The sequence below is a fragment of the Bradyrhizobium sp. LVM 105 genome, from assembly GCF_003957705.1.
Taxonomy (GTDB): Bacteria; Pseudomonadota; Alphaproteobacteria; order Rhizobiales; family Xanthobacteraceae; genus Bradyrhizobium; species Bradyrhizobium frederickii.
Genome location: NZ_QZMV01000001.1, coordinates 298,781 through 324,724, shown reverse-complemented (window position 1 = coordinate 324,724; position 25,944 = coordinate 298,781). Strand labels below are relative to the sequence as shown.

General features: G+C 65.3%; 22 protein-coding genes. 7 read left to right on the top strand and 15 right to left on the bottom strand.

What is annotated here, in order from left to right; all coding sequences use genetic code 11:
* The 3 genes from D6B98_RS01530 to D6B98_RS01520 form a co-directional block, all read right to left on the bottom strand.
* Positions 1 to 594 (bottom strand): GNAT family N-acetyltransferase, encoded by a 594-nt coding sequence (locus tag D6B98_RS01530; protein WP_126255186.1) that lies wholly within the window; start codon positions 592 to 594, stop codon positions 1 to 3.
* A 120-nt stretch (positions 595 to 714) separates the two neighbouring features.
* Positions 715 to 1,641, bottom strand: coding sequence for an SMP-30/gluconolactonase/LRE family protein (locus D6B98_RS01525; RefSeq protein ID WP_126255185.1), 927 nt, complete (start codon positions 1,639 to 1,641; stop codon positions 715 to 717).
* A gap of 136 nt (positions 1,642 to 1,777) precedes the next feature.
* A complete protein-coding gene (locus D6B98_RS01520) occupies positions 1,778 to 2,623 on the bottom strand; it encodes an AraC family transcriptional regulator (protein WP_126255184.1) in 846 nt (281 codons plus the stop codon).
* 178 nt (positions 2,624 to 2,801) lie between these two features.
* Between D6B98_RS01520 and D6B98_RS01515 the strand changes: the two genes are divergently transcribed.
* Positions 2,802 to 3,905 carry a mandelate racemase/muconate lactonizing enzyme family protein gene (locus D6B98_RS01515; protein WP_126255183.1) on the top strand — a complete coding sequence of 368 codons (1,104 nt, stop codon included), beginning with the start codon at positions 2,802 to 2,804 and terminating at the stop codon, positions 3,903 to 3,905.
* Between the two features lie 9 nt (positions 3,906 to 3,914).
* Here D6B98_RS01515 and D6B98_RS01510 read toward each other — a convergent pair whose 3' ends face one another.
* Positions 3,915 to 4,271, bottom strand: coding sequence for a coiled-coil domain-containing protein (locus D6B98_RS01510; RefSeq protein ID WP_126255182.1), 357 nt, complete (start codon positions 4,269 to 4,271; stop codon positions 3,915 to 3,917).
* Between the two features lie 184 nt (positions 4,272 to 4,455).
* Here D6B98_RS01510 and D6B98_RS01505 point away from each other — a divergent pair, with 184 nt between their 5' ends.
* A complete protein-coding gene (locus D6B98_RS01505) occupies positions 4,456 to 4,680 on the top strand; it encodes a hypothetical protein (RefSeq protein ID WP_028138161.1) in 225 nt (74 codons plus the stop codon).
* A gap of 278 nt (positions 4,681 to 4,958) precedes the next feature.
* Here the strand turns inward: D6B98_RS01505 and D6B98_RS01500 are convergent, their stop codons facing one another.
* Positions 4,959 to 5,615 (bottom strand): glutathione S-transferase family protein, encoded by a 657-nt coding sequence (locus D6B98_RS01500; RefSeq protein WP_126255181.1) that lies wholly within the window; start codon positions 5,613 to 5,615, stop codon positions 4,959 to 4,961.
* A 150-nt stretch (positions 5,616 to 5,765) separates the two neighbouring features.
* Between D6B98_RS01500 and D6B98_RS01495 the strand changes: the two genes are divergently transcribed.
* Positions 5,766 to 6,989 (top strand): polyhydroxyalkanoate depolymerase, encoded by a 1,224-nt coding sequence (locus D6B98_RS01495; protein ID WP_126255180.1) that lies wholly within the window; start codon positions 5,766 to 5,768, stop codon positions 6,987 to 6,989.
* A gap of 3 nt (positions 6,990 to 6,992) precedes the next feature.
* Here the strand turns inward: D6B98_RS01495 and D6B98_RS01490 are convergent, their stop codons facing one another.
* The 8 genes from D6B98_RS01490 to D6B98_RS01450 form a co-directional block, all read right to left on the bottom strand.
* Positions 6,993 to 10,367, bottom strand: coding sequence for an AAA family ATPase (locus D6B98_RS01490; RefSeq protein ID WP_164718315.1), 3,375 nt, complete (start codon positions 10,365 to 10,367; stop codon positions 6,993 to 6,995).
* A gap of 315 nt (positions 10,368 to 10,682) precedes the next feature.
* Entirely contained in the window at positions 10,683 to 11,198 is a 516-nt protein-coding gene (locus tag D6B98_RS01485) for a hypothetical protein (protein WP_126255178.1), read from the bottom strand.
* 342 nt (positions 11,199 to 11,540) lie between these two features.
* Positions 11,541 to 13,403 (bottom strand): ABC transporter ATP-binding protein, encoded by a 1,863-nt coding sequence (locus tag D6B98_RS01480; RefSeq protein ID WP_126255177.1) that lies wholly within the window; start codon positions 13,401 to 13,403, stop codon positions 11,541 to 11,543.
* 225 nt (positions 13,404 to 13,628) lie between these two features.
* Entirely contained in the window at positions 13,629 to 14,555 is a 927-nt protein-coding gene (locus D6B98_RS01470; protein ID WP_126255176.1) for a 2-hydroxyacid dehydrogenase, read from the bottom strand.
* A gap of 7 nt (positions 14,556 to 14,562) precedes the next feature.
* The gene (locus D6B98_RS01465; protein WP_126255175.1) at positions 14,563 to 15,891 is read right to left on the bottom strand and encodes an NAD(P)/FAD-dependent oxidoreductase; all 1,329 of its coding nucleotides are present in this window, start codon (positions 15,889 to 15,891) and stop codon (positions 14,563 to 14,565) included.
* Between the two features lie 39 nt (positions 15,892 to 15,930).
* A complete protein-coding gene (locus tag D6B98_RS01460) occupies positions 15,931 to 16,806 on the bottom strand; it encodes an ABC transporter permease (protein WP_126255174.1) in 876 nt (291 codons plus the stop codon).
* 3 nt (positions 16,807 to 16,809) lie between these two features.
* Positions 16,810 to 17,760, bottom strand: coding sequence for an ABC transporter permease (locus tag D6B98_RS01455; RefSeq protein WP_126255173.1), 951 nt, complete (start codon positions 17,758 to 17,760; stop codon positions 16,810 to 16,812).
* A gap of 27 nt (positions 17,761 to 17,787) precedes the next feature.
* Positions 17,788 to 19,479 carry a peptide ABC transporter substrate-binding protein gene (locus tag D6B98_RS01450; RefSeq protein WP_126255172.1) on the bottom strand — a complete coding sequence of 564 codons (1,692 nt, stop codon included), beginning with the start codon at positions 19,477 to 19,479 and terminating at the stop codon, positions 17,788 to 17,790.
* Between the two features lie 219 nt (positions 19,480 to 19,698).
* Between D6B98_RS01450 and D6B98_RS01445 the strand changes: the two genes are divergently transcribed.
* Positions 19,699 to 20,328, top strand: coding sequence for a cupin domain-containing protein (locus D6B98_RS01445; protein ID WP_126255171.1), 630 nt, complete (start codon positions 19,699 to 19,701; stop codon positions 20,326 to 20,328).
* An 8-nt stretch (positions 20,329 to 20,336) separates the two neighbouring features.
* Here D6B98_RS01445 and D6B98_RS01440 read toward each other — a convergent pair whose 3' ends face one another.
* Positions 20,337 to 21,362, bottom strand: coding sequence for an AraC family transcriptional regulator (locus D6B98_RS01440; protein WP_126255170.1), 1,026 nt, complete (start codon positions 21,360 to 21,362; stop codon positions 20,337 to 20,339).
* A 188-nt stretch (positions 21,363 to 21,550) separates the two neighbouring features.
* Between D6B98_RS01440 and D6B98_RS01435 the strand changes: the two genes are divergently transcribed.
* From D6B98_RS01435 to D6B98_RS01425, 3 genes are all read left to right on the top strand, one after another.
* Positions 21,551 to 22,000 carry a cupin domain-containing protein gene (locus D6B98_RS01435; RefSeq protein ID WP_024339447.1) on the top strand — a complete coding sequence of 150 codons (450 nt, stop codon included), beginning with the start codon at positions 21,551 to 21,553 and terminating at the stop codon, positions 21,998 to 22,000.
* 94 nt (positions 22,001 to 22,094) lie between these two features.
* Positions 22,095 to 23,585 (top strand): flavin-containing monooxygenase, encoded by a 1,491-nt coding sequence (locus tag D6B98_RS01430; RefSeq protein ID WP_126255169.1) that lies wholly within the window; start codon positions 22,095 to 22,097, stop codon positions 23,583 to 23,585.
* Positions 23,586 to 23,673: 88 nt separating this feature from the next.
* Complete coding sequence (locus D6B98_RS01425) at positions 23,674 to 24,741, top strand: hypothetical protein (protein WP_126255168.1); 1,068 nt, start codon at positions 23,674 to 23,676, stop codon at positions 24,739 to 24,741.
* A gap of 226 nt (positions 24,742 to 24,967) precedes the next feature.
* Here the strand turns inward: D6B98_RS01425 and D6B98_RS01420 are convergent, their stop codons facing one another.
* Positions 24,968 to 25,759 carry a transporter substrate-binding domain-containing protein gene (locus D6B98_RS01420; protein WP_126255167.1) on the bottom strand — a complete coding sequence of 264 codons (792 nt, stop codon included), beginning with the start codon at positions 25,757 to 25,759 and terminating at the stop codon, positions 24,968 to 24,970.
* Positions 25,760 to 25,944: the final 185 nt, after the last annotated feature.

The window sequence follows — 25,944 nt, the reverse complement described above, 5'->3', positions numbered from 1 at the left end:
CTAGCGCGGCTTGTCGTTGAGTTGAAATTCCAGATGCGCCTGCACCGTCGGCCATTCGGCGGCGGTGATGCTGTAGACCACGGTATCGCGCAGCGTCCCGTTCGGCGCGATCTGGTGACTGCGCAAAATGCCGTCCTGCTTGGCGCCGAGACGCTCGATGGCGCGGCGGCTCTGATGGTTGAAGAAATGCGTACGGAACTCGACCGCGATGCAGCTCAGCGCCTCGAAGGCGTGCCGGAGCAAGAGCAGCTTGCACTGCGTGTTGAGCGGGCCGCGCTGTGCGCTCTTGCCATACCAGGTCGAGCCGATCTCGACGCGGCGGTTGGCGGCATCGATGTTCATGTACGTTGTCATGCCGACGATGTTGCCGGCGGCATCGAACACGGTGAAGGGCAGCATCGAGCCCGCGGACTGGAGCCCCAGGCGGCGGTCGATCTCCTTGCCCATGTTCTCCGGCAGCGGGATCGCGGTGTACCAGAGCTTCGAAAGCTCGCCGTCCTTGACGGCCTCGACCAGCCCCGCGCGATGATCATGCGACAGCGGCTCGAGACGAGCGTGCTGTCCGCGCAGGGTGACGGGATCGGGCCAGGGCATTTGTATAGGTCCTCATGGTTGTCATTCCGGGGCGGTCCGCAGGACCGAACCCGGAATCTCGAGATCCCGGGTTCGGCTCTTCGAGCCGCCCCGGGATGACGATGGCGTACTACGCCATCGTCACTTATTCAAAAAATTCAACGGCAATCCGCCGCGCGGCCAGTCCATGGCGATCAGCTCGCCCTTGCCTGACAGCGTGATGTAGGCGGTCTTCAGCTCGCGGCCGCCGAAGGCGATGTTGGTGGTGACGCGGTCGCCGGTCGGGACCTGCTCCACCAGCGTGCCGTCGGGCGCGATCACCGAAATGCAGCCGGAAACGAGCGTGGCGACGCAGACATTGCCGCCAGCCTCCACCGCGAGCGAGTCGAACATCTGGTAGCCGCCGAGGCCACAGATCGGCTTGCCCCGCTCGCCGCGATAGATCGGATCGCGCGGCTTGAGCGTGCCGGGCGCGGAGAGCTCGTAGGCCCAGAGCCGGCCGGTCGGCGTCTCCGCAATGTAGACGGTATTCTCATCCGGCGACAGACCGATGCCGTTCGCCGGCAGGATGCCGTGCACGATCTCGACCAGCTCGGTCATGCCGGGCTTGAGATAATACATGCCGCCGACGTCCATCTCGCGCGCGCGGCGCTTGCCGAGATCGGAGAACCACAGGCCGCCCTGCTTGTCGAACACCAGATCATTCGGCCCGCGCAGATCGTGCGCGCCGCATCTGGTCACCACGGTCTCGACCTTGCCGGATTGCAGATCGACCCGCTGGATCGAGCCGCCGAGATAATCGTCCGGCTGCGGGCCCGGCATGATCATGTTGCGGGTCGGGATCCAGGAGAAGCCGCCATTGTTGCAGATGTAGATCTTGCCGTCGGGGCCGAGCGCGGCGCCGTTCGGGCCGCCGGGAATCTTCGCGACGATCTCCTTGCGGCCGTCGGGATGGACGCGGGTCAGGCGCTGGCCGCGGATTTCCACCAGCACCACCGAGCCGTCCGGCATCGCGACCGGCCCTTCGGGAAATTCGAGGTCGGTGGCGAGAACACGGACGTCAGGCATTGTGAGACCCTCCCGGCTTGTTATGACTTGCACGGGATGTCCGGCACGGCTCCACACGCAAGCTTTGCCTGCGGTTATGGCAAAGTCGCCGCGGCTTGCCAAGCAAGCGGGACGGTATGCCAGCGTTGCGGAAGATCTACTCCCTCACCGGCAGCCAGATCTCGAAGCCGCCATTGCCGGTTATGGGATCGAAGGCCTCGCCGTAGCGCTCGAAGTTCGGCGCGTCCGCCGCCTCAAGACCCGATGCCGGCAGCCACTGATTCCAGATCGTGTTGACGGTGCGTCGGATGGAGGCGACGTGATCGGTATGGGTGAACACCGCATAGCGCTGCTCGGGAATGCGGATGCGACCGAAGCGTCGCGGCAGGTCGGAGAAATCGGCGACCTCGACGCCGGCGATGTAGTCGAAATTGCCGGCATCGTCGCCATTGCAGCAGACGCCGTATGCGACTTGGTCTTTCCCTTGGCCGACACGTGCGGCAATGTCGGCGACCTCCTGATGGAAGCGCCGCCACAGGCCCGGGATCATGGCGCCGTTGTCGCAGGAGATGCGCTCGGCTGGACCGGCGACGAGGAAGGCTTTTGCGGTTTCGAAACGCGGCGGGGCGAGATGGTCGAGCATGGTGGAATCCATGAGGATCGGCTCCTGAAGCTTGAGGTGGCTGGCGCACGTTGCCGCCCTCACCGCTTCGGGTGTGGCACCGAACTGGTCGCGGAACGCGCGGGTGAATGCTTCGTGCGAGCCGTAATCCGCCTCCAGCGCCAGCGACAGGATGTCGGGCGCGCCGTTCGCGAGGCTGCGCGCGGCCTCCGTCAGCCGGCGGGCGCGCACGTAACGGATCACCGGAAGACCCGTGGCTGCGGCAAACGCCCGCACGATGTGGAACCGCGACACGCCCGAGACCGCGGCGATGTCATCCAGCGTCATCGGCTCGGCCAGATGACTCTCGATATACCAGAGCGCGCGCTGCGCTGGATTCATGGCGGCTCAACCCTCGTTCGAAGCGCGGCCATGATGCGCATGCCGTCGGCCGCTCCGCTTGATCGGCATTGCTGTCCCGGCATGAGGATAGACCGGGAATGGCCACTGGCAACGCCCGGCGGTTCACGGTTACATTTCCCAGGGAACCGCTCACCAGAAAGCACGGAGGAACCGCGTCATGGAAATCACCGATGTGCGGGCGCACCATATCCGCATCCCCTATGACGCCGGTGTCGCCAGCTTCCGCCAGGGCGCCTCCGCAATCACCGCCCTCGACATGGTGCTGGTCGAGGTCTTGACCGATGCGGGACTGACCGGCTGGGGCGACGCTTTCGCCTATGTCTGCCCGCGCACCACGCGCAGCGCGGTCGAGGAGATGATCGCACCGCAGGCCCGCGGGCTGAAGGTGCCGGATGCCGCCGGTATCCCCGCCGTCATGGAGCAGATCCAGCGCAACCTGCATCTGTTCGGCCGCTACGGCATCACCATGTTCGCGATCTCGGGGCTCGACATCGCGCTCTGGGACCTTGCCGCCAAGATCGAGGGCGTGCCGGTGCATCGCCTGCTCGGCGAGACCAGGCGCACGGCCATTCCGGCTTACGCGAGCCTGCTGCGGATCGGTACGCCCGACAACATCGCCGCCGAATGCCGGAAGGCGCTCGCACTCGGCTATGGTGCGATCAAGCTGCACGAGACCACGGCGCCTGCGGCGTTCGCCGCACGCGAGGCGATCGGACCAAGCATTCCGCTGATGGTCGACATGAACTGCCCGCTCACGGCCGCGCAGGCGATCGCGTTTGCGCAGACGTGCCGCGACGCGCGGCCGATGTTTCTGGAGGAGCCGGTCTGGCCGCCGGAGGACTTTGCCGCGCTGGCCGAGGTCCGCAGCAAAGGCGGGCTCGACATCGCCGCCGGCGAGAATGCCTGCACGGACTATCAATTCCGCCAGATGATGGAGGCGGGCGCGGTCAGCCACGCCCAGCCCTCGGTGACCAAGGTCGGCGGCATCACGGAATTTGTGAAGGTCGCGGCACTGGCCGATCGGCGCGGCGTCAAGATCGTGCCGCACTCCCCCTATTTCGGGCCGGGCCTGCTCGCGACGCTGCATCTGCTGGCGACACGCGACGACGGGCTGGTCGAGATGTTTCACCTCAAGCGCGAGGCCTGCCTCTGGGGCGGCCGTGCGGATGCCGATGCTACCGGCCACGTCGCGGTGCCCTCGGGACCCGGGCTCGGCTACGAGCCCGACCCCGGCGTGATGGAGCGCTATCGCGTGACGTGATGGCCAAGCTTATTTCGCGGCGTCCTTGGCCGGCGGCACGTCCTGCTTCTTCTTCAGATCCTCGGCCGTCTTCGCCTGGGCGGCCTGGAGATCGAGAAGCGTCTTCTGCAGGCCGGCGAGGTTCGCCTTCAGCGCGTCGATCTGACGGTTGGCGGCGTCCAGCTTCTGCTGATGATCGAGATTGAGCTTGGTGATCGTCTTCTGCAGGAAGTCGACATTGCTCTGCAGGCAGGAGGTGCGCCGCTCCATGGTCTTCTCGACCGTGCAGATCTCGATGCCGGGCACGTCCTGCGCGTGCACCGGCGCATGCGCTAGCGTTGCGAGCAGCAATATCGCGAAACAAATGCCGGCACCTCGAAGCAGCATGAAAAGTTCCTCGTCCGATCGATCACGGCAATGTGCGCTTTTTGCGCATAGCCGGCAAAGGCTACCACACTCGTACCGCATTCTCGCGTTGAGCTTGCGCCGTTCCCTCGGACGGGGAACGATGATCCGCATGCGGAAGAAGTGGGCGCTCTTTCCGCGGCTTTGTTTAGGGGAGATTTTCGGAATGGCAACGCGCGATAGACGACTGGCGGAATTCGACGGCGCCGGAGAACCGCCGCCGGGCCTGGCGCTCGAAGTGCTGTGCGAGGACCATAGCGGAACGTATCAATTGCCGTTCGCCTGTCGCTATGTCGAGGGACGCTGGCAGAACCACGAGGCCGGCATTGCGGTCGAGGCCACCGTCATCGGCTGGCGCCTGCCGCGCGTGAAGCAGCGCGGGGCCGCCTGAAACCCATATCTGTTCCAAAATGCAACGGCGCCGCGCTCCGCTTTAACGAACGGAACGCGGCCCGAACGAATCGCGTCCGAATCAGCCGGTTGGCCGTGTACGCACCTGTTCACGGCTAGATGTCGATGCAGCTGTGCAGGTGCGTACAATATCTGTGCGGCGGGCGAACGGCCTCGGCCGCGCGGGAGCGCCAAAGGTTAATCCTGACAAGGGTATAGCCGGCTCAGGCCGACCCGCCCGGCACCGCCCCCGAAACAGGCAGGGCCGCGCTCGCCTGCCTAATATTCGACCTCGAGCTCCTCGATCTCGGCCGGCTCCTCCCGTGCCGCAGCGATCCATTCCTGCATCTCGGGCATCGCCATGATGGTGTCGGCATAGCCCTTCAGCGGCGGCTCCAGCTTGACGTCGTAGGTGACGAAGCGCGTCACCACGGGCGCGTACATCGCATCCGCCATGGTGCGCTGCGCGCCGAACAGGAAGGGGCCGCCCGACCGCTCCAGGCAGTCGCGCCAGATCGACGAGACGCGGTCGATATCGGCCTGCGCGCGCGACCAGATCTTGAAGCCGGGAAAACGTCCCTTCAGATTCACCGGCAGCGAGGCGCGCAGCGTGGTGAAGCCGGAATGGATTTCGCCGCAGATCGAGCGGCAATGGGCGCGCTGGATGCGGTCATCGGGCAACAGGCCGGCCGACGGCATCACCTCGTTGAGATATTCGGCGATCGCCAGCGTATCCCAGACCACGGCGCCCTCGTGCCGCAGGCACGGCACCAGGATCGACGAGGACAGCAACAGGATTTCCGCGCGCGCCGACGGATCGTCCGGCGCGGTGACGATCTCCTCGAAATCGAGCCCGGAGAATTTCGCCAGCAACCAGCCGCGCAGCGACCAGGACGAATAATTCTTGCTGCTGATGGTCAGTGTCGCCTTTGCCATATGGCCCCTTCCCTGGTCCCGCCTCTCCGCCGGCTCGCGGACGTGCCTGCCTGAGGTGAACAGCAAGCGACGTGCCAATTTTGCGGGCGGTCCGGCCACCGGTTTGGCGTCGTTATTGCATGGCACCGCGGGACGGGTGGGCGTTCAGTTATGATGTCGATGAATTATCAGGCCTTTCAGAACCACATGGACCTGACGGCGCCGTGGCGCGCGGGGGCCTCGTCCGCGCTCAGGTTTCTCAACCTGGTGCCGCAGGGCATGTCGGATCAGCTCGTTGGCCGGCTCTCGGCCGCGCTGGAGCTGATCTCGCGCTCGACCCTGACGTATCACCGGCCGGCCTACGGCATCGAGCGCGTGATGGTGGGAAATCGCGAAGTGGCCGTCGCCGAGGAGATCGCCTACGCGACGCCGTTCGGCTCGCTGCTGCACTTCAAGAAGGACGGCGTCGGCGAGCAGCCGCGCATGCTGCTGGTGGCGCCGATGTCCGGCCATTTCGCCACGCTCTTGCGCGGCACCGTGCAGACGCTGCTGCAGGACCACGACGTCTACATCACCGACTGGCACAATCCGCGCGACATTCCGCGCAGCGAAGGCCGCTTCGGGCTCGACGACTACACCGAGCATCTGATCGACTTCCTAGGCCAGCTCGGGCCGCGCCCGCACATGGTCGCGATCTGCCAGCCCTCGGTCTCGGCGCTCGCGGCCGCCGCGATCATGTGCGAGGACAACCATCCCTCGCGCCCGGCGACGCTGACGCTGATGGCCGGCCCGATCGACACGCGGATCCAGCCGACCCGGGTCAACGACTTCGCCAAGAGCAAGCCGATCGAATGGTTCGAGCGCAACCTGATCAACTACGTGCCGATGCAATGCCGCGGCGCCCTGCGCAAAGTCTATCCCGGCTTCGTGCAGCTCACCGCGTTCGTCTCGATGAATCTCGAGCGCCACATCAAGCAGCATCTCGACCTCGCCAACCACATCGCCAAGGGCGAGAAGGACAAGGCCGCGACCATCAAGACCTTCTACGACGAATATTTCGCCGTGATGGACCTGCCGGCCGAGTTCTACATCGAGACCGTGCGCGACGTGTTCCAGGAGCACCTGTTGCCGCAGGGCAGGCTGATGCATCGCGGCCGTCCCGTGAACACCAGGGCGGTCAGCCGCATGGGGCTGATGACGGTCGAGGGCGAGAAGGACGACATCTGCTCGATCGGCCAGACGCTGGCCGCGCAAGACCTCTGCACCGGCGTGCGCGCCTATCGGCGCGTCCACCACATGCAGGCCGGCGTCGGCCATTACGGCGTGTTCTCGGGCCGGCGCTGGAACAACGAGATCTATCCGCTCTTGCGGGATTTCGTGCACGTCAATTCGTGAGCGTCATCCCCTGCCCCAAGACGCCCGGCCAGGGGAAGCGTCACGTGCCTCATCCGCCTGCGTGAGCAGCTCCCTGGCTTCGACGAACTCCGGAAGATTTCGCTCCGCCTCGAATTCAGCGAGCACGGGATCGAGCACCCGGGATATCGCATCTGCTCGGCCATTTGACTTGTGCAGCCGTGCAAGTTCGAGCGCGCTGCGCAGCTCGAAAGTCCTGGCCTGCTGGTGTCGCGCGATTTCCAGCGCTCGCGCGAGGGCGTCTTCGGCACTGGGTTCGTCCGAAGGATCATGGCGCGACAGGAGTTTACCGCGGACACGATGCAGCTCGGCATCAAGCCAATGCTGGCCGGACTGGCCTGTCCCGGCGATCAATTCGTCCAGGATGTCCAGCCCGGTCTCGATTTCGCCCAGCTCCGCATTCGCGACAGCGACATGCATCCCCCAAAACGGTTCGCAGAGATAGCAATCGTTCTCGCGCAGCGAGGTCCAGCCGTGACGCATGTCCGCCAGTCCGGCCATTCGGTCGCCGGCACGCCACTTGGCCAGGCCATTCAGGTAGGTGCCCGCGGCCACATATAGCGGCATCGTGTGGTCGCGCGCGAGACCGAGCGCCAGGATCGTCTCTGTTTGCTGCAACATGCCCCCGCATACCCCGTCGAACACTGCGCGATGAACCAGCGCGTTGGCCTGGGACAGCGCTCGTTTTTCTGCCGGAGCACCCACCGCTTCCGCGGCGAGCTCGCGCGCACGAGCGGTGCTGCCCAACGGCCAGAGCACCAGGGCAAGAAATCTCATGATCACGAACGGCAGATCCAGCGCCGAAGCCCTGAAGGTCGCGGGATCCGGCTCGGCACCATAGATCGCCAGCGCCCGCTCGAGATGCGTTCTCGCATTCAAGTAATCGCCGGCGAACCAGCAGGTGACGCCGCCTGCCCAATGGGCAACGACGGCGGCCACCGGCGAGTCCGGTCGTCGGTCAGCGGCGCTCCTGATGGCGTCCGCCAGCTCCCGCATCGGAGCGAGTTCGCCATGCGTCAGGCAGGCATTGAAGAGTCCCGAATGCACCGGCGCCAGCTCGACGGGATCATCGATGTCGGCTGCGAACTGGCGCGCACGCGTCCATGCCGCGACCGTCTCGGGAGCACTATGACCGAGGCTGCCCCTGAGTGCACGACCATATGCGATTTGAAGATGCAGCCTGCTCATCATCCGGCGCGGCTCGTCAGGCAACTGATCGGCGATCGCAATGGCCTTGCCGAGATGCGCGATCGCCTCGGAATAGGCCGAGCGTTTCAGTGCCTGCTGGCCCGCCTTGCGCCACCATTCGAGGGCGGCCTCGCTCAGCCCCGCCTCAGTGAAGTGATGCGCCAGGACTTCCGGCTCGGTCTCGGCAACGGCTGGAAAGTTCTCGCGCAGGATCTCGCCAATTCGCGTGTGAAGCACCTGCCGTTTGCTCTTGAGCAGGCTCTCGTAGGCCGCTTCCTGAACGAGGGCGTGCTTGAAACTATAATTTGCCTCGGGCGGAGTCCCACGGCGCAAGAGCAATTCGGCCTCTTCAAGCTGTGCCAGCGCAGCGCTCAGGGTCAGATCATCGCGTCCTGCCACGGTCTTCAGCAGCGCGTACGAAAAGTCGCGGCCGATGGCCGCGCCTATCTGTGCCACCTCCTTGACCGGAGCGAGCCGGTCGAGCCGCGCCATCAGCGAATCCTGCAGCGTCGCGGGGATGGCAAGCGGCGGCAGCGGACTGTTCAGCCGGTAGCGTCCGGCATCCTCGACGAGCAAGCCGGACTCCAGCACCATCTTGGTCAATTCCTCGACGAACAGCGGGACGCCATCGGTCTTGTCGATGATCTGCTTCATCATCTCGCGTGGCAGCTGGCGGCCGACGACCACCTGCTCTACCAGCGCGCGCGTGTCCTGCCGGTCGAGCCGGTCGAGCCGCAACAGACTGACGTTGGCAAGGCCCGACCAGGAGGGCTCGAACTCCGGCCGGGATGTCATGAGCACAAGTATCGGCAGGGCCCTGATCCGATCGACCGCGAGATCGAACAGTTCGAGCGTCGTGGCATCGGCCCAATGCATATCCTCGCAGATGAGCAGCAGAGGCTGGCCTCGCGCCAATCCCTCAAGCTGATCGAGAAGGGCGGCAAACGTCTGTCTCCGCTGCTGCGCCGGGCTCAATCCGAGGGGCGGGTAATGGTCGCCAATGGGAATCGAAAGCAGAGCCGCGATCAGCGGGGTTGCTCGGGCGACCTGCTGGGTTCCCAGCGCCAGCATGGCCTCGAGCTTGCCGAGCTTCTGTTCCGGCGTGTCGTGCAAGCGAATTCCGGCGGCGCGCTCGAGCTGCGCGACAAAGGGATGAAGTGCGCTGTTGGTGTGATAAGGCGAACACTGATACCGCACCCGACGGTGTGTCCCCAGCGAGGGGCTTTCGGACAATGTTGCCACGATGCGCGACTTGCCGATGCCCGCTTCGCCGGAAATCAATACGATCTGGCCCAAGCCCTGCCATGCCTCCCGCTGGCGCGAGAGAATGAATTCGATCTCGTCCTTGCGGCCGACAAAGCCGATCGAGCGCGCGGCGCGGACCGCCTCGAAGCGGCTCTCCGACGCGCTCGCTCCTTCCACCGCCCAGACCGCGATGGGCTCGCTTATCCCCTTGACCTCGCGCCGGCCGAGATTGCGGAAGGTGAAGAGATCGCCCAGTAGCCGGCGCGTCGATGAAGCAACGACGACCGCCCCCGGCTCCGCCAGACTCTGCAGCCGCGCAGCGAGGTTTGGCGCATCGCCGATGGTCGCGTGTTCCTCTGACGCGTCTCCGCTGATGAGGTCGCCGACCACCACGAGCCCGGTGGCAATTGCGATCCGAAGTTCAACCCGTTCGCCCGCGCCTGTCTTGAGCTGGCAGATCGCAGCGATGATATCGAGGCCCGCTCGCACTGCGCGCTCCGCATCATCTTCGTGGGCGCGCGGATAACCGAAGTAGACGAGGATTCCGTCACCGACGAACCTGGCTATCCTGCCGTCATAAGCGGCGATGACGCGCGCGCATGCGACGCGGTAGGCCCGGATCACTTCCCACAGATCCTCGGGATCGAGACGCGCTGAGAGTGCAGTGGATCCGACCAGATCGCAAAACATAACGGTGAGGTGGCGCCGCTCGGCGTCGTGAGGAGGAGACGGCGACGCGATCAACGCGGCTGGATCGAGCTCGGCAATGGCGCGCAGCATCTTGCGGCGATGACCGAGCAGGACCCCGAGCTTGTCGAAGTCCTCGTCCATCAGTTCGGGGAGGATGCCCACGTCGATGCCATTCTGGGCAAAACGCTCCGCGTATTGCCCAAGCCCCAGCTTCTCGAGCCACTCCGCAATCTGCATGGCTCCCACCGATCTTATGACTGGCAGTTAGCAGAATTCTGGACCACGGCCGCGCGGGAGAATATCCCAACGCCGCAATGATGGCACGTCTTGTTTGTTGCGCGAAAATCTAGGTTACTCAGTACCGGTACGGTTTCGATCGGGATGCTGCTCAATACAAACGGCTGCGCTACCAAACATCGCTGGCGCGCAGCGTTGGACAGCAGAGGTTGCGATGAGTCGTCATTGCTCATTCCAGACCTGAAGCCAAACCAACACTGCGGCTTGTGCTGACGTACGATGTCAAGCGGACGCTTTTCCGTGAGCGCACGTCCTTCATTGCTCGTTGATGGGCGCTTCGTCGTTGCGAGCCATCGTGCCCGCCGCAACCTGAAGCGAAGAACCAACCACCCAACAGCCGGCTACAAAGGCGATCAGGCCGTTGGGCAGATTTTGATCAAGGACAAGGATGCTGACGGACAGAGTCGCAGCGATCGCTGCGCCGAACGTTCCGGCTGCACTCATGATCTCCGCCGGCTCGGAACCGTTCCATTCTTCCGAGATGCTCGATCTCGACTTCCGTGCGACATTGCCGGCCAAGTCGATGCCGACATAATAACTGAGAGCTCCGTAGAGCATTGTTATCAGCACGATCCAGCCGCTTTCAAACAGTCCGCCTTTCTGACGCAACAGGGTCGCACCCACATAGAGGCCGCAAGAGGCTCCAACGGCTGCCAGTCCAATTCTTTCAAGGAGATGGGCCGACTTGATCAGACGGGAACGAGGGATCCGAAGACTGCCGACGTGCCTTGTGAGGGAAAATGCGTTGGAAAATGCGCTGCTTATCTTCATTGGGGGCTCCTTCTGAGTAAGTGGCAGCCTACCGGCCGACCCGAATGGAGGCTGCCAGGACGCGTTTCTCGATGCCCTTGATTCCAATTCCTGAAAAATCTGTGCTGAGTGATGGGGCTGGCTTGCTCGTGAGCGAGACGAGGAGCCAACCCAAAGCTGCGAGCACGCGGCTGCGCAGGCATTGCATATCACCCGTGTTCGTCAATCAGGTCCGGGTGGGGCAATTTCTTGCGGAAGTGATAGTTCAGAAAGAGAGTGATGGAGTATGAAGCGGTTCACATGCCGCTGTTCCCTGTCGCTCCATCCGCTCACGATTTCCGGAGGACATGTGGAGCTCGCGCCTCAGCCCGACCATTCCTCGCCCCAGACCTGGACGACGTGGCCGGGCGAGACTTCGCGATATTGCCGCACCGGCGGCTGGTAATCGGGCGCACGCACGGGACTTCTGATCTCGTCGTTCGACACGTCGCGCCGCGTGCCGCGACGCGACGGATCGGGCACCGGCACGGCGGCCATCAGCTTCTTGGTATAGGGATGCTGGGGATTGCCGAACACGGATGCGCGCGGGCCGATCTCGACGATCTCGCCGAGATACATCACCGCGACGCGGTGGCTCATGCGCTCGACGACCGCGATGTCGTGGGAAATAAAGAGATAGGCAAGGCCCATGCTGGCCTGCAGGTCGAGCATCAGATTGACGACCTGCGCCTTGACCGAGACGTCGAGCGCGGAGACCGCCTCATCCGCGACAATCAGCTTCGGCCCAAGCGCGAGCGCACGCGCGATGCAGATGCGCTGGCGCTGGCCGCCTGAGAATTCGTGCGGAAAACGCGCCGCCATGTCGGCGGCAAGACCCACGCGCAGGAGGAGGTCGGCGACCTTGTCGCGCGCCTGCGAGGCCGAAGCGAGGCCGTTGGCGAGCAGTGGCGCAGCAATCGCCGTTCCCACCGACATGCGCGGATTGAGGCTCGCGAACGGATCCTGAAAGACGATCTGCATGTGCTTTCGAACGTCGCGCAAGGCGCGGCCATTCATGGCGAGGACGTCCTGGCCATCGATCAGCACGGTGCCGCTGTCCGGCTCCGTCAGCTTGAGGATCGAGCGTCCCGTGGTCGACTTGCCGCAACCGGATTCGCCGACCAGCGCCAGCGTCTCCCCGGCCCGCAAGGTGAAGGAGACGTTCTCGACCGCATGGACGCGACCCGAGACCTTGCCGAACAATCCGGAACGGATCGGAAAGCGCGTGGTGAGGCCAGCGACTTCGAGCAGCGGCCGCTCGGCCGTCGAGACGGTGTCGGGCGTCTCCGCCGGCTCGTCCGAGCTGCCCGTCACCTTGTCGACGATCGGAAACCGCATCGGCCGCGCGCGGCCGTCCATCGAGCCGAGCCGCGGCACCGCGGCGAGCAGCGCGCGGGTGTAGGGATGCGAGGGCGTTTCGAAGATGCGCGCGGTCGTATCCGTCTCCACCGCCTGGCCGCCATACATCACCACGGTGCGGTCCGCGATCTCGGCGACCACGCCCATGTCGTGGGTGATGAAGAGGATCGACATCCCCTCTTCCTGCTGGAGCTCTTTCAAGAGCTCGAGGATCTGGGCCTGGATCGTGACGTCGAGCGCGGTGGTCGGCTCGTCCGCGATCAGGAGCTTCGGCCTGCAGGCCAGCGCCATCGCGATCATCACGCGCTGGCGCATGCCGCCGGAGAAGCGATGCGGATGCTCGTGGAAGCGCGATTGCGCCGCCGGAATGCGGACACGATCGAGCAGGCGGATGGTCTCGGCCTCCGCCGCCGCGCGCGACAGGCCGCGATGCTGGATCAGCGCTTCCGCAATCTGGAAGCCGATGGTGAGCACCGGATTGAGGCTCGTCATCGGCTCTTGGAAGATCATGGCGACATCGTTGCCGCGGATATCCTTCATGCGCGCTTCCGGCAGCGTCAGCAGATCGCGGCCGGCCAGCGTGACACGTCCCTCGATGCGGCCGATCTCCTTTGGAATGAGCCGCATGATCGACAGCGCGGTCACGCTCTTGCCCGAACCGGACTCGCCGACGATCGCCACGGTCTCGCGCGGCGCCACGTCGAAGGAGACGTTGCGGACGACGGGAATCCATCGTCGCTCGAGCATGAAGGAGGTGGTGAGGCCGGAGACCGAGAGCACGGGGGCTTCGGCAATGACCTGCTCGTGTACGCTCGCGCTGGTGTTCATGCGAAGACCCCAGCACGTGCGCCAGCGAAGGTACGCCCCCTCCCCCGCTTGCGGGGGAGGGTTGGGGAGAGGGTGTCTCCACAATCGAGAACCCCCCAGAGGAGAGAACCCTCACCCGGCGCTTCGCGCCGACCTCTCCCGCATCCGCCTTCGCCAAGGCTTCGGCGGACAAGAGCGGTAGAGGTAAACTGCGCTCGTGGCTGCACCGACGTTCCCATCATCACCTCAATATCCACGCGTGCGGTCAACGAGCCCCGGCAGTTCCTCGCCGCGGCGGTGACGCTCGATGACGTCGAGCACGAAATCGACGGCGGTGTCGGGCGTCGTCATGCTGGCATTGTGCGGCGTCAGCAGAATGCGCGGGTGGCTCCAGAACGGATGGCCTGGCGGAAGCGGCTCGGGATCGGTGACGTCGAGCACCGCAGCTGACAAGGCGCCGCTGTCGAGCGCCGCAAGGAAATCAGCCTCGACGAGATGCGGACCGCGGCCGACATTGACGAGCCCCGCCCCGCGCGGCAAGCGCGCGAACAGATCCGCGTTCAGGATGCCGCGCGTCTCGTCGGTGAGAGGCAACAGGCAGATGAGAATGTCGGCTTGCGCAAGAAATTCGGGCAGCGCTTCTGCGCCCGCGTAGCAGGTCACACCTTCGATCTCGCGCGGCGAGCGATTCCAGCCCGATAGCGGGAAGCCGAATGCCTTGAGGCGATCGAGCACGGCCTGCCCGAGCTGGCCGAGCCCCATCACGCCGACGCGCCGGCGCCTGGCCGGCGTGATCCGGATCTCGCGCCAGACCCGCTCCTTCTGCTGGCTGATGAAATGCAGGAGGTCGCGATGCAGGGCCAGCACGGCCATGGTGACATATTCGACCATGGTCTCGGCGATGCCGGGCTCCAGCATGCGGACCAGCGGAATGTGCGCCGGCACTTTCGTTGTATCGAACTGATCGACGCCCGCGCCGACCGAGAAGACGAGCTCCAGGTTCGGAAAGGTCGCCGCGATATCGTCCGGCGGCACCCAGGCCACGAGATAGCGCACCGCGGCGGGATCGCCGATGTCGGGCCAGAGCCGGAACGGCAGACGCGGCGCGCGCTCCGCGAACAAACGCGCCCATTCGGCGCCGCGCACCATGTTGGCCTTGTAGAGAACCGTCATGCGGCGCTCAGAACGGGCTGACCGGCGCCAGCCGCCGGCCGTCGATCATGCGCTTGTGGCTGTAGGCGGCGGGATCGACCAGCGGCGTCGCGCCGGTGACGATGTCGGCGGCGAGCTTGCCGGCGGCGGGGCCGATGCCAAAGCCGTGGCCGGAAAAGCCGGTGGCGAGGAAGAAGCCGGGCAACGCATCGACCGGCGAGATCACAGGAATCGTGTCAGGCGTGCAGTCGATGGTGCCGCCCCAGGCCTCCGCGATCTCGATGTCCTTCAATTCCGGATTCGACTTGATCAGCGCGGCCAGCGCTGAATTGACCAGCGACATGTCGGGTGCGGGATCGCGCACGCGCTCGGTCTCGAACGGCGACGGCTTGTCGAAGCTCCAGCTGGTGCCACGCACGATCTGCTCGAAGAAGGACTTGCCGAACGAGAGCTTCAGCCCGTTCTTGCGATGCAGATAAGTCGGCCAGAACGTGCGGGCGTAGCGGAACAGGTCGGGCGACAGCTCGACCGTGCCGCGGTTGCGCAGCGCCAGCGTGAAACCGCCGTCGAGGCGGCGACGAATGCAATAGAAATCCGTGCCGAGCGCGCCGGAGGTGATCTCCGGTCCTGGCGTGGTCCGGCATGCGGTGGCGTTGACGAGACCGATCGGCAGCTCGATGCCGTGACGCCGGCAGAACAGCGACGACCACGCCCCACCGGAGAGCAGCACCGATTGGGTGCGGATGGTGCCCTTCTCGGTGACGACGGCGCTGACGCGCCCGCCGGTCGTCTCCAGCCCGCGCGCCGCGCAGCCCTGATGGATGGTGACGCCATGCTTGCGCGCGGCAGTGGCCAGCGCGGGCACCGCCATCGACGGCTCGGCGCGGCCGTCGCTCGGCGTGTGCAGGCCGCCGACCCATGTGTCGGTATTATCAGGCATGCGCTCGGCGACCTCGGCCGGCGTCAGGACGGTGGAGTGGACCTGCATCTCGCGCGCGACCGCGGCCCAGCGCTCCCAGCTTGCGAGCTCGTCCTTGCTCTTGGTCAGGAACAGCACGCCGGTGCGACGGAAACCGGCATCGACGCCGGCATCGTTCTGCATGTCCTCCCAGAGCCGGAGCGCCTCGCGCGCCAGCGGAATCTCCTCGCGCGCGCGACCCTGCTGCCGACACCAGCCCCAATTGCGGCTCGACTGCTCGCCGCCGACATGGCCCTTCTCGACCAATGCGACCGAATGGCCCTTCTTCGCCAGATGATAGGCCGCAGACACGCCGATCACGCCGCCGCCGATGACGACGACGTCCACCTGCGCCGGCAGGCGTTCGTCGCTATTGATGCGGTTGAGCGGCGGGGACATGGGGCACTCCTGGCGTCGGTTCGATCGAGGTCTGGTTCGTCACGGGATGTTCATGCGCGGGTCGAGCGCATCGCGCAGGCCATCGCCGAGGAAGTTGAAGCTGGTCACGGCCAGCGTGATGGCGAGGCCCGGCGCGATCGCGAGCCACGGCGCGCTGGTGAGATAGATCTGGGCGTTGTTGAGCATGTTGCCCAGGCTCGCGGCCGGCGGCTGGACGCCGTAGCCGAGATAGCTGAGATAGGATTCCAGCAGGATCGCCTTGGCCACGTTCAAAGTCGCCGCCACCACGATCGGCGCGATCGCGTTTGGCACCAGCTCGCGGAACATGATGCGCAGGTTCGACGAGCCGAAGGCGAGTGCGGCGACCGCAAACTCACGTTCCCGCAGCGAGCGGACCTGGGCCTCGACGACGCGGGCCACCCACATCCAGGCGGTCGCCGCGATCAGCACGGTGGTGGTGACTAGACCGGGCTCGGTGAGCGCGGCCAGCGCGAGCAGCAGAAAGATGGTCGGGAAGCACAGCACCGCATCGACGAGCCGCATCAGGACAGCGCCGACCAGGCCGCCATAGAAGCCGGCAAAGGCACCGACGACGATGCCGACGACCATGGCGATCACCATCGCGACGATGCCGATCGTGAGCGAGACGCGTGCGCCCATCATCAGCCGCGCCAGCACGTCGCGGCCGAGCTCGTCGGTGCCGAGGACATGAGCCCCGGAGAGCGGCGGCGCGAACCGCTTCATGATGTCGATATAGGTGTCGTCGAACGGCAGCAGATAGGGGCCGAAGACCGAGCCGAGCACGAGCACGAGAATGATGACGGCACCGGCGAGCGCCAGACGATGCCGGCGGAAGCGCCGCCAGGCGGCCTGGCCGGGCGCGAGCTGAACGGTGGAGATGGTCGCAGCCGTCATCGCCTAGCCCACCCTGATGCGCGGATCGACGACGGCATAGAGGATGTCGGCCAGCAGCGAGCCGATCAGCACCATCGTCGCGGAGAACATCAGGATGCCCATCACCACGGGATAATCGCGGTAGCCGATGGAATCGAGGAACAGCCGCCCCATGCCGGGCCAGGTGAACACGGTCTCGGCCACCAGCGCGCCACCGAGCAGCGTCGGAAACTGCAGGCCCGCCACCGTGATCATCGGCAGCAGCGCGTTGCGAAGCGCGTGCACGGTGAGAATGCGCCATTCCGGCATGCCCTTGGCGCGGGCGGTGCGGATGTAATCCTGGTTGATCACTTCGAGCATGGAGGAGCGCATGAAGCGGCCCCACATCGCGGTCTCGACCAGCGCCAGCACCATCGCCGGCGCGATCAGATGATGCAGCAGATCGAGCAGCGAGCCATCGCCGATGGTGTGCCGGTTGCCGGCCGGCAGCCAGCCGAGCTTCACCGAGAACACGTAGATGGTGACGAGGCCGAACCAGAAGGTGGGGATCGACAGCGCGATCATGGCGCCGACGGTGGCGAGCGTGTCGAACAGCGAATAGCGGCGCAGCGCGCCGAGGATGCCGATCCAGCAGCCGAGCAGCACCGCGATGATGGTCGCCGTCGCCATCAGCTCCAGCGTGGCGCCGAGATGCGAGGAGACCACCGACAGCACCGCCTCGCCGTCGCGATAGGACTTGCCCCAATCGCCCCGCAGCATGCGGCCGAACCAGTCGAGATATTGAACCGGCAGCGGGCGATCGAGCCCGAGCTGCCTGGTGACGCGATCGAGATCCTCCTGCGTCATCTGCGCGGAGGCCGCGAATTGCGACAGCGGACCGCCGGGCGCCAGATGCAGGATGGCAAAGCCGATCGCCGAGACGATCACCAGCAGCATGATCGCCTGCGCCAGGCGGTTGACGACGTAACGGGCCATCTCAGGCTGCCCTGCGCACCTGATCCGTCAGGCCCAGTACCATTCGCGGATGTTCCAGCAATTGATGGAGGTGTTGATGTTGGGGCGGAAGCCTTGCAGCCCCTCCTTCACGCCTTCGGCGATGAAGCCCTGGAACATGGGCAGGATCGCAAAGTCGTTGCGGATCAGCTTCTGTAACTCGCCATAGGTGGTCTTGCGCTGTGCGATCTCGAACTGCCTGGCGCCTTCCGCCAGCAGACGATCCGCCTCCGGGCTCTTGTACTGATAGGTGTTGTAGCCGCGGCCGCCCTGGGCCGGGATGGCGCCGGAGCCGAAGCGCGGCGTCACGTCGGGGTCGCTGCCGAGCATGAAGTTCACGGCGACCAGCACCGAATTGAATTTCGACTGCTGCCAGAAATCGCCCCAGATCACGGCCGCCGGCATGTTGTTGACGCGCATCGCAGCGCCGATCGCGCGCCAGTCCTGGATCAGCAGCTGCTGGGTCTGCTCGCGCACCGCGTTGCCCGACGTCGTCGAATTGGTGAATTCGAGCTTGACGCCGCCCTTCTCGCGCACGCCATTGGCGCCGCGCACCCATCCGCTCGCATCGAGCAGCGCGTTGGCCTTGGCGGGATCGTATTTGTGCTGCGGCAGGCCCTGCTGGAACGACCAGGCCTGTTGCGGCACGAAACTCTCGGTCTGCGTCGGCAGGCCGTAATAGAGCGCATCGATGATCGCCTGCTTGTTGATGGCGAGGTAGAGCGCCTCGCGCACCGCGCGGTCGGCAAAGGGACCGAACTCCAGATTGGGCGCGATATGCTCCACCGAGGACGTCGAGGAGACGACGATCTTGCGGCCCTTTAGCGTCTTCGCCTCCTGCACGAAGTTGGGCAGGATGCCTTGCAGGCCGGTGTAGTCGACCTGGCCGGTGCGAAACTGGGTGTAGAGGACGGTGAGATCCGGAATGTACTTGAAGACCACGCGTTCGACGTAAGGCCCCTTGCCGTGATAGCCGGTGTGGGCGTTGAGCAGGATGTGGTCGCCGGGCACGCGTTCGCCCCAGCGGAACGGGCCGGTGCCAACGGGTGCATTGTGGAACGGCGAGGCGTTCGGATCGGACACCTTCTCCAGGATGTGCTTGGGCACGATGAAGGTCAGCGATCCCAGGATCGACATGTAGGGCGAATAAGGCGCTTCCATGCGCCAATGGATCTCGTCCGCCGCGACGACCTTGATGTCCTTGACGAGGCTGTGGCCGACGCGGCTCCGCGCGCGGAAATTGGAATCGTTGATCAGCTCGAGCGAGAACTTGACGTCGTCGGCCGTGAACGGCGTGCCGTCATGCCACTTCACGTCGCTGCGCAGCTTGATCTTCCAGGTCAGGCCGTCGGCCGACAGGCCGCCATTCTCGATGGTCGGGATTTCGCGGGCGAGATCGGGAACGAATTTGCCGGCGGGGTCGATGTACCAGAGAAGCGAGAACACCTGCCACCAGACGCCCTGATCGACCTCGATGCCGGGCATCAAGGGATGAAAGACGGTCGGCTCCTGCGACAGCGCCGCGATCACCTGCCCGCGCGGCTTGTCCGGCGGATTGGTCGGGCGCTCGGTTTGCGCGAAGGCGCTACCTGAAATCGTCCATCCCGCTGCGGCGCCCGCGCCGAGCTGGAAGAGCTGACGGCGGTTCGGACGATCGAAATGCAGTGCCTCAACGCCGAGCTTGTCGGTGTCACCTGCCATGACCCACTCTCCGTTTCCGCACGCGGCACCGTCTCCCGCGCCCCGAGACCCCGGCAAAGGGACAGGAGTGGGCTTTAGTGCTTCTAAATTTTTCAGTCAAAATTTCATCACGACTAATTACACCTGTCAATCGCATTGCTAGTATGCGCGACCTTTTCACTCCGGCTGATGCCTCGGACCGATACGGCCGGGGCTCATGATGATGCATGGGAGAGCGACATGGATGGTCGCGGCAACGCCAACAATGCGAAGGACGCCCCGGGAAACGAGGCGGACGATGCGGTCGACCAGCGCCTCGGCGAAACCGTGCGGCTGCTGCGTCAGCGCGCCGGCTTCTCGATCCAGGACGTCGCCAACAAGACGGGCCTGTCCACCGGCATGATCAGCCAGCTCGAACGCGCGCGCGCGATGCCGTCGATCCGGACGCTGCGCCTGCTCAGCATCGCGCTCGAGGTGCCCATCTCCTATTTCTTCGAGACCAGCGATCCCGCCGAGGTGCCGCGCTACATCGTGCGCAAGAACAGTCGCCGGCTGCTGCGGCTCACCGCCAGCGGCGTCGTCAAGGAAGCGCTCACTCCCGAAGGCAAGGGCCAGCTCGAGCTCTACGAGCTCACGCTCAATCCCGGTGCCTCCTCCGGCACCGACTTCCTGCAGCACACCGGCGAGAAGGCCGGCTACATCCTGTCCGGCAGCCTGCGGCTATGGCTCGACAACCAGGCCCACGTGCTGGAGGCCGGCGACAGTTTCCGCTTTCCGAGCACCGTGCCGCACATGTTCGACAATCCGACCCAGCAGGCGGCGCGCGTGATCTGGGTGACGACGCTGCGCGAAGATCGCGCGACGGTCTAGCCGATGATTCAGCTCAGCCGCCGCCGCAACGTGGCCGAGGGCGTCTCGCCGAATTTGTCGCGGTAGGCCCCGGCCATGCGGCCGAGATGGGTGAAGCCGAGATCGAACGCGATGTCGGTGACGGAGGCATCGGGCGATCCTTGCGCGAGCCGGGCGTGCAGAGCGGCAAGGCGCATGTCGAGCAGCATCTGCGAAATCGACTGGCCGAAATGACGGCGGAAGCCGAGCTGGAGCGCGCGGATGCCGATGCCGGAGGCGCAGGCGAGCTGCGCGAGATCGAGCGGCTCAGCGGCATTGTCCGCAAGATGGTCGCGCGCCGCGCGCAGCGCGCGCGGCAGCCGCTCGGCCCGGCCGGAGAATGTCGTGATCGCATCCGACAGGCCGTGCCGCTGGCCATTGAGCAGATGATCGAGCAGCAGCTCGCGCCAATCGGCTATGGCGAGCGCCGACAGCCTGCCGGGCGGACCAAGACGCTCGGCGATCGTCATCAGCTCGGCAAGGCGGGTTCGCAGGACCCGCCCGGCCGGCGTCTCCAGGTCGATCACCGGATCGAACTCGACCGTGCCCGATGCCCTGCCCGACAGCGCCGCGGCGCGCTGCTCGACGATGCGACGGTCGAGCAGCAGGATCGCCTGCCCGCAGTCGCGCCACATCATCCGGGTCGGGATCGTCGGCGATAGCAGCGACGCCGTCCGCTCCGGCGCGGCCTCGAGCTCGGTGATTCCGGCGCGGATATGGGCTGTGCCCGTGAGCGGAATCTGCACCAGGAAGAAGCGCTCGAGGCAACCGGGATCGATGAAGACCGATCCGCCGTAGGCGACGTAATTGATCGAAAAGCCGTCGAAGGCGGCGCAATTGTGCCGGGCCGAGAAGCCGGCCGCGCGCGCCTGTGCCGGCTTGAGGTCGTGCGGGCAGAAGATGCGTCCGATCTGTTCGGCCGCTTCGTCGACGTCATCGGTGGTGACGCGGGCGAAATCCGCAAGCCGTTCGGCTGCGGACGCCCTTGCGCCCATTTCCAGCACGGCTGCGGACATCGTCGACCACGCTTCGCGTCACGGAATTGCTTTAAGCCTATAATAATTCTGCGGACGCGAAAAGGCCGGCCTTGCCAAAATCGTCATGCTGCACGGCAACAGGCGCTCCCCGGATTCGTTTAGCGGATAGACAACCTCCCCGTGTCGACGGAAGCTCCATCCCCGCCGGAATCCAATGGGAGCGCGCCATGACTGCACTCGAAAAAGGCATTACCGCTAACGGCACAGGCTACGGCGGCAAGAGCTGGAACATTCTGGGCCAGGTCTATTTCCCCAAGGCCGTCACCGATTCCACCTTCGCGTTCGAGACCAACAGCGATCCGGGCCAGTTCGTGCCGGTGCACATCCATCCGACCCAGGACGAGTTCATCCTGGTGCAGGAGGGCACGCTCGACCTCAAGCTCGACGGACAATGGGTCAAGGCCCATGCCGGCGACCTGGTGCGGATGCCGCGCGGCATCCCGCATGGCTATTTCAACAAATCCGACAAGCCGTGCCGGGCGCTGTTCTGGGTCTCGCCGATGCAGAAGCTGGAGGCGCTGTTCAACCAGCTGCACAATCTGACCGACCCTGCCGAAGTCGTGCGCATCTCGGCGCTGCACGAGGTCGATTTCCTGCCGCCCGAGGCCAACGACTAGGTTCCTCGTCCACTGCATCTGCTTGCTGGCCCGCCGGCCGCGCCTTGCGGCCAAACGTGGCCGCTTGCGCCCGAAACAGATTGCGAGCAAACCCATGGTCACTCCCAAGCATGTCTGCGTGATCGGCGCCGGCGTCTCCGGCCTTGCCGCCGCCAAGGCGTTCTCCAACCGCGGCCACCGCGTCGCCATCGTCGAGCGCAGCTCAGATCTCGGCGGCGTCTGGGAGCCGGCGCGCTCCTATCCCGAGGTGCAGACGCAGAGCCCGAAGGAGCTCTACCGCTACACCGACCGCGCCATGCCGGCGGATTATCCGGAATGGCCGACCGGGCCGCAGGTCCATGACTATCTCGCCGACTACGCCAGGAGCTTTGGCCTCGACCGCATGCTGCGCCTCGACACCGAGGTTGCCGGCATGGCGCGGCGCGCCGACGGCAAGCCCGGCTGGACGCTCGCGCTGAAGAGCAAGGACGGCGCCAGCACGCATGAGGACTTCGATTTCGTCGCCGTCTGCACCGGCCAATTCAACGAGCCGCGCGAGCTGCATTGCCCGGGCGAGGATGCCTTCCTGGCACAGGGCGGCCAGATCCTGCACTCCTCGAAATATTGCGATCCCTCGCTGGCGAAGGACCGCCGCGTCGTCGTGCTCGGCGGCTCGAAATCGGCGACCGACATCGCGGTCAACGCGGTGAAGTCGGGCGCGCGCGAGGTCACCATCGTGATGCGCGAGCCGGTCTGGCGCATTCCCTATTTCATCGGCGGGCTCGTGAACTTCAAGCGCATCCTCTACATCCGCGCGCAGGAGGAGATGTTTCCTGGCTGGGGCATGAGCGCGATGGGGCGGCTCGCGCATCGCATCGCCGCGCCGCTGGTCTGGGCAAACTGGCGCGGGCTGGAAAGCCTGTTGAAGGCGCAGCTCAAGCTCGGCCGCTGCAACATGGTGCCGAAGGAGCGGATCGAGGACGGCGTCAACTGCTCGGTGCCGATCGCAACGCCTGGCTTCTATCCGATGGTCGCCGACGGCCGCATCAAGGCGGTGTTCGGTACGTTCGACCATTACGATGGCGACAACATCGTGATGAGCGGCGGCGAGCGGGTGGGCGCCGACGTCGCGGTGCTCGCGATCGGCTACAAGCTCGGCGTGCCGTTCCTGCCCGAGGCCTACAGGCAGAAGCTGGTCGATGCCGACGGGCAGTACCGGCTCTACCGCCTGATCGCCAACCCCGATCTGCCCGAGCTCGGCTTCGTCGGCTTCAACTCCTCGTTCTGCACCGTGCTCTGCGCCGACCTCGCTGCCAACTGGCTGGTGCGCTACGCCGACGGCCAGCTCGCCAAGCAGCCGACGGCGCAGCAGATGCGCGACAACATCGAGATGATGCTGCACTTCAAGCGCGTCGAGCGGCCGGCCGCGGGCGTCTATGGCGGCCTGTGCGTCGCGCCCTATCACTACCGCCATTTCGACGAGCTGATGGCCGACATCGGCGCGAAGAACCAGAAGCGCGGCGGGCTTGCCGGCCGCTTCCAGCCGCCGGATGCGGACGCCTATGCGAAATTCCTGGCGACGGCGCCGGACTATCGGGCTGCATAAGAATTCCGACTGAGCGGGATTTGCGTCTCGCCAGCTCACGCCTCTGTTGCTTACGATCTCCTGGCCAGCGAATCGACAGGAACCGGCCATGGGATTCAGACGTCTCGCAATCTTTGCGGCTGTTGCCCTCTTCGTCGCGGGGCCTGCCCTCGCGCAGAAGGGTACGCTCACGGCCCAGCAATCGGAGGCGGTCGCCGCCTATGACCGGGCGCTCGCCGGGTTCAAATCGATCCTGGCCGAGCGCCGGCGCCAGATCGACGCGAAGGAGCCGCTGCCGAACCTGCCGGGACAGGCGCTTTATCTGGCGCGCGTCGCGGTGATCAGCACCTACAAGGATCTCACCGACGCCATGCCGTCGCGGATCGGCCGGCCCAACAAGTTCGAGATTCCCCCGGCTTATTTCGATGCCGATATCGAACCTCTGATCGACGAATATTCAAGACTGTTCGACGTCATGGAGGCACCGCCCGCCAACGCGCAGAACTCGGCGACGCCGTTCAAGGACGTCGTCGATCTCGCCACGGTGATCGCGCGCGCCAAGGGGCTCGCGCCCGAGCACGCCGACGTTGCAGGACGCATCAGCCTCGGGCTGTTCTTTGCCGAGACCAACGGCAAGCAGAACGTTCGCAACGGACGCTCGAATACCTATATGGGCAGCTTCCAGACCGGCCCCTCCGAGGACCGCAACGGTCACAGGAAATGGCAGGCGATCAAAAGCGAGATCGCTGCGATCGATCCGGGCTTGAGCGCGCGCGACGACAAGGAGGAGGCGCGGGCGCGCGGCACCGACCACCGCTTCAACCACTGGACCAACGTGCGCGACGGCCTGATGAACGCACACGCGGACGTGTTCCGCGAGATCCCCGCCATCGTGAAGACGCTGCCCGACCCGATCGATCAGATGAAGCTGTTCGAGCTGATCCAGATCGTGCCGACCCCGACGCGGGCCGCGCTCAAATCCGGCGATCTCCTGAACTACAGGGTCTCCAGCCCCACGGTCATGAAGCACCTGCGCAACAACAGCATCTTTGCCTTCGGACAGGCCGACCGGGCGCGCAGCTCCGCCAGCTTCCGCGAGATTCTCGCCGCGATGTGGCTGTTCAACCGCAAGTTCGAGAAAGCGATGGCGAAGTATGCGGAGATCAGGGGGCGGTAGCCGGCGGTCGAGACTGCGATCAGACATCGCAAGCCGCCAGTGAGCGGGACTAGGCATCGCGGCGACAGCGAAGCAAGCGCCTCGTCCTTCGAGACGACCGCTTTGCGGTCTCCTCAGGATGAGGCTAAACGGCAGTAGTACTCGTTGAAATTGGCGCCGCGCACTCGGTCCTCATCCTGAGGGCCCGCCAACGGCGGGCGTCTCGAAGGATGTGCCGCGGAGCACACTACTCCGTCCGGATCGGCGCGTCCTTCAGGCCGTTGTTGTCGTAAGCTTTGCGCAAAGTGCCGTTCGTCACCGCCTCGGTCATGAATTTGGTGACGAAGGTCAGCGCCTGGCTGTGGCCGAGCGGCACGGCGACGGCCGTCACCGTCTTCTTGAACGTCTCGTCCAGCACGCGCGTGCCCGGAATCTTCTGCGCCATCTTGTTGAGCTGGTCGCGCGACAATGCGAAGGCGTCGATCTCGCCGCTTCTGAGCAGGCCGAAGATCTCGTCATAGGTCTGATAGCCCGTGACCTTGGCACGCTTCATATGCGCGATCGCGCCGCGCATGGTCGTGGTGGCGTTGACGGCGGCGACCTTGATGCCGGGCTGGTCCAGCGTCGCAAAATTGGTGACGGCGGAGCCGGCCTTGACGATGTAGGTGGCGTCCGCGACCTCGTAGATCGGGCCGAACAGCATCTTGGTCTCGCGCTCGGGATCCCTGGGCAGCCAGGTGACGTCCCATGTCCCATTCGACGCGGCGTCGGTGATCTGTCCGGAATTCTGGTGCACGACATATTCGACGGGGACGCCGAGCTGGGCGGCCATCGCCTTGCCGAGATCGACCGGGACGCCGGCATAGCCGGCTTCGGTCTTGGTCGACCAGAACGCGCCACCCGCGGGGCTGATGGCGATCGCGACCCGCAGCTTGCCGGTCGGTGCGATCTCGTCCGTCAAGCCGTCTGCTAGCGCGGGCATGGCGAGCATCGCGGCAAGAACGAGGCCGGCGCGAGCCGACCGAAATGGCGTTGGCATGTCATGGTCTTCCCACCTTTTCTTCTTCCCGACCGCTGCGTTTGTCGCGCGCGGCCTTCGAAACAATTCTGGTCGATCACGCCCTCGGTGAAAAGCGGCTTGTCGTGATAAACCTGTCAAAGGCCACATCGCTCGTTGCACTGCAAGGCCGGTGACTGCCATGGCTATGGTGTTCCACGGCCAGT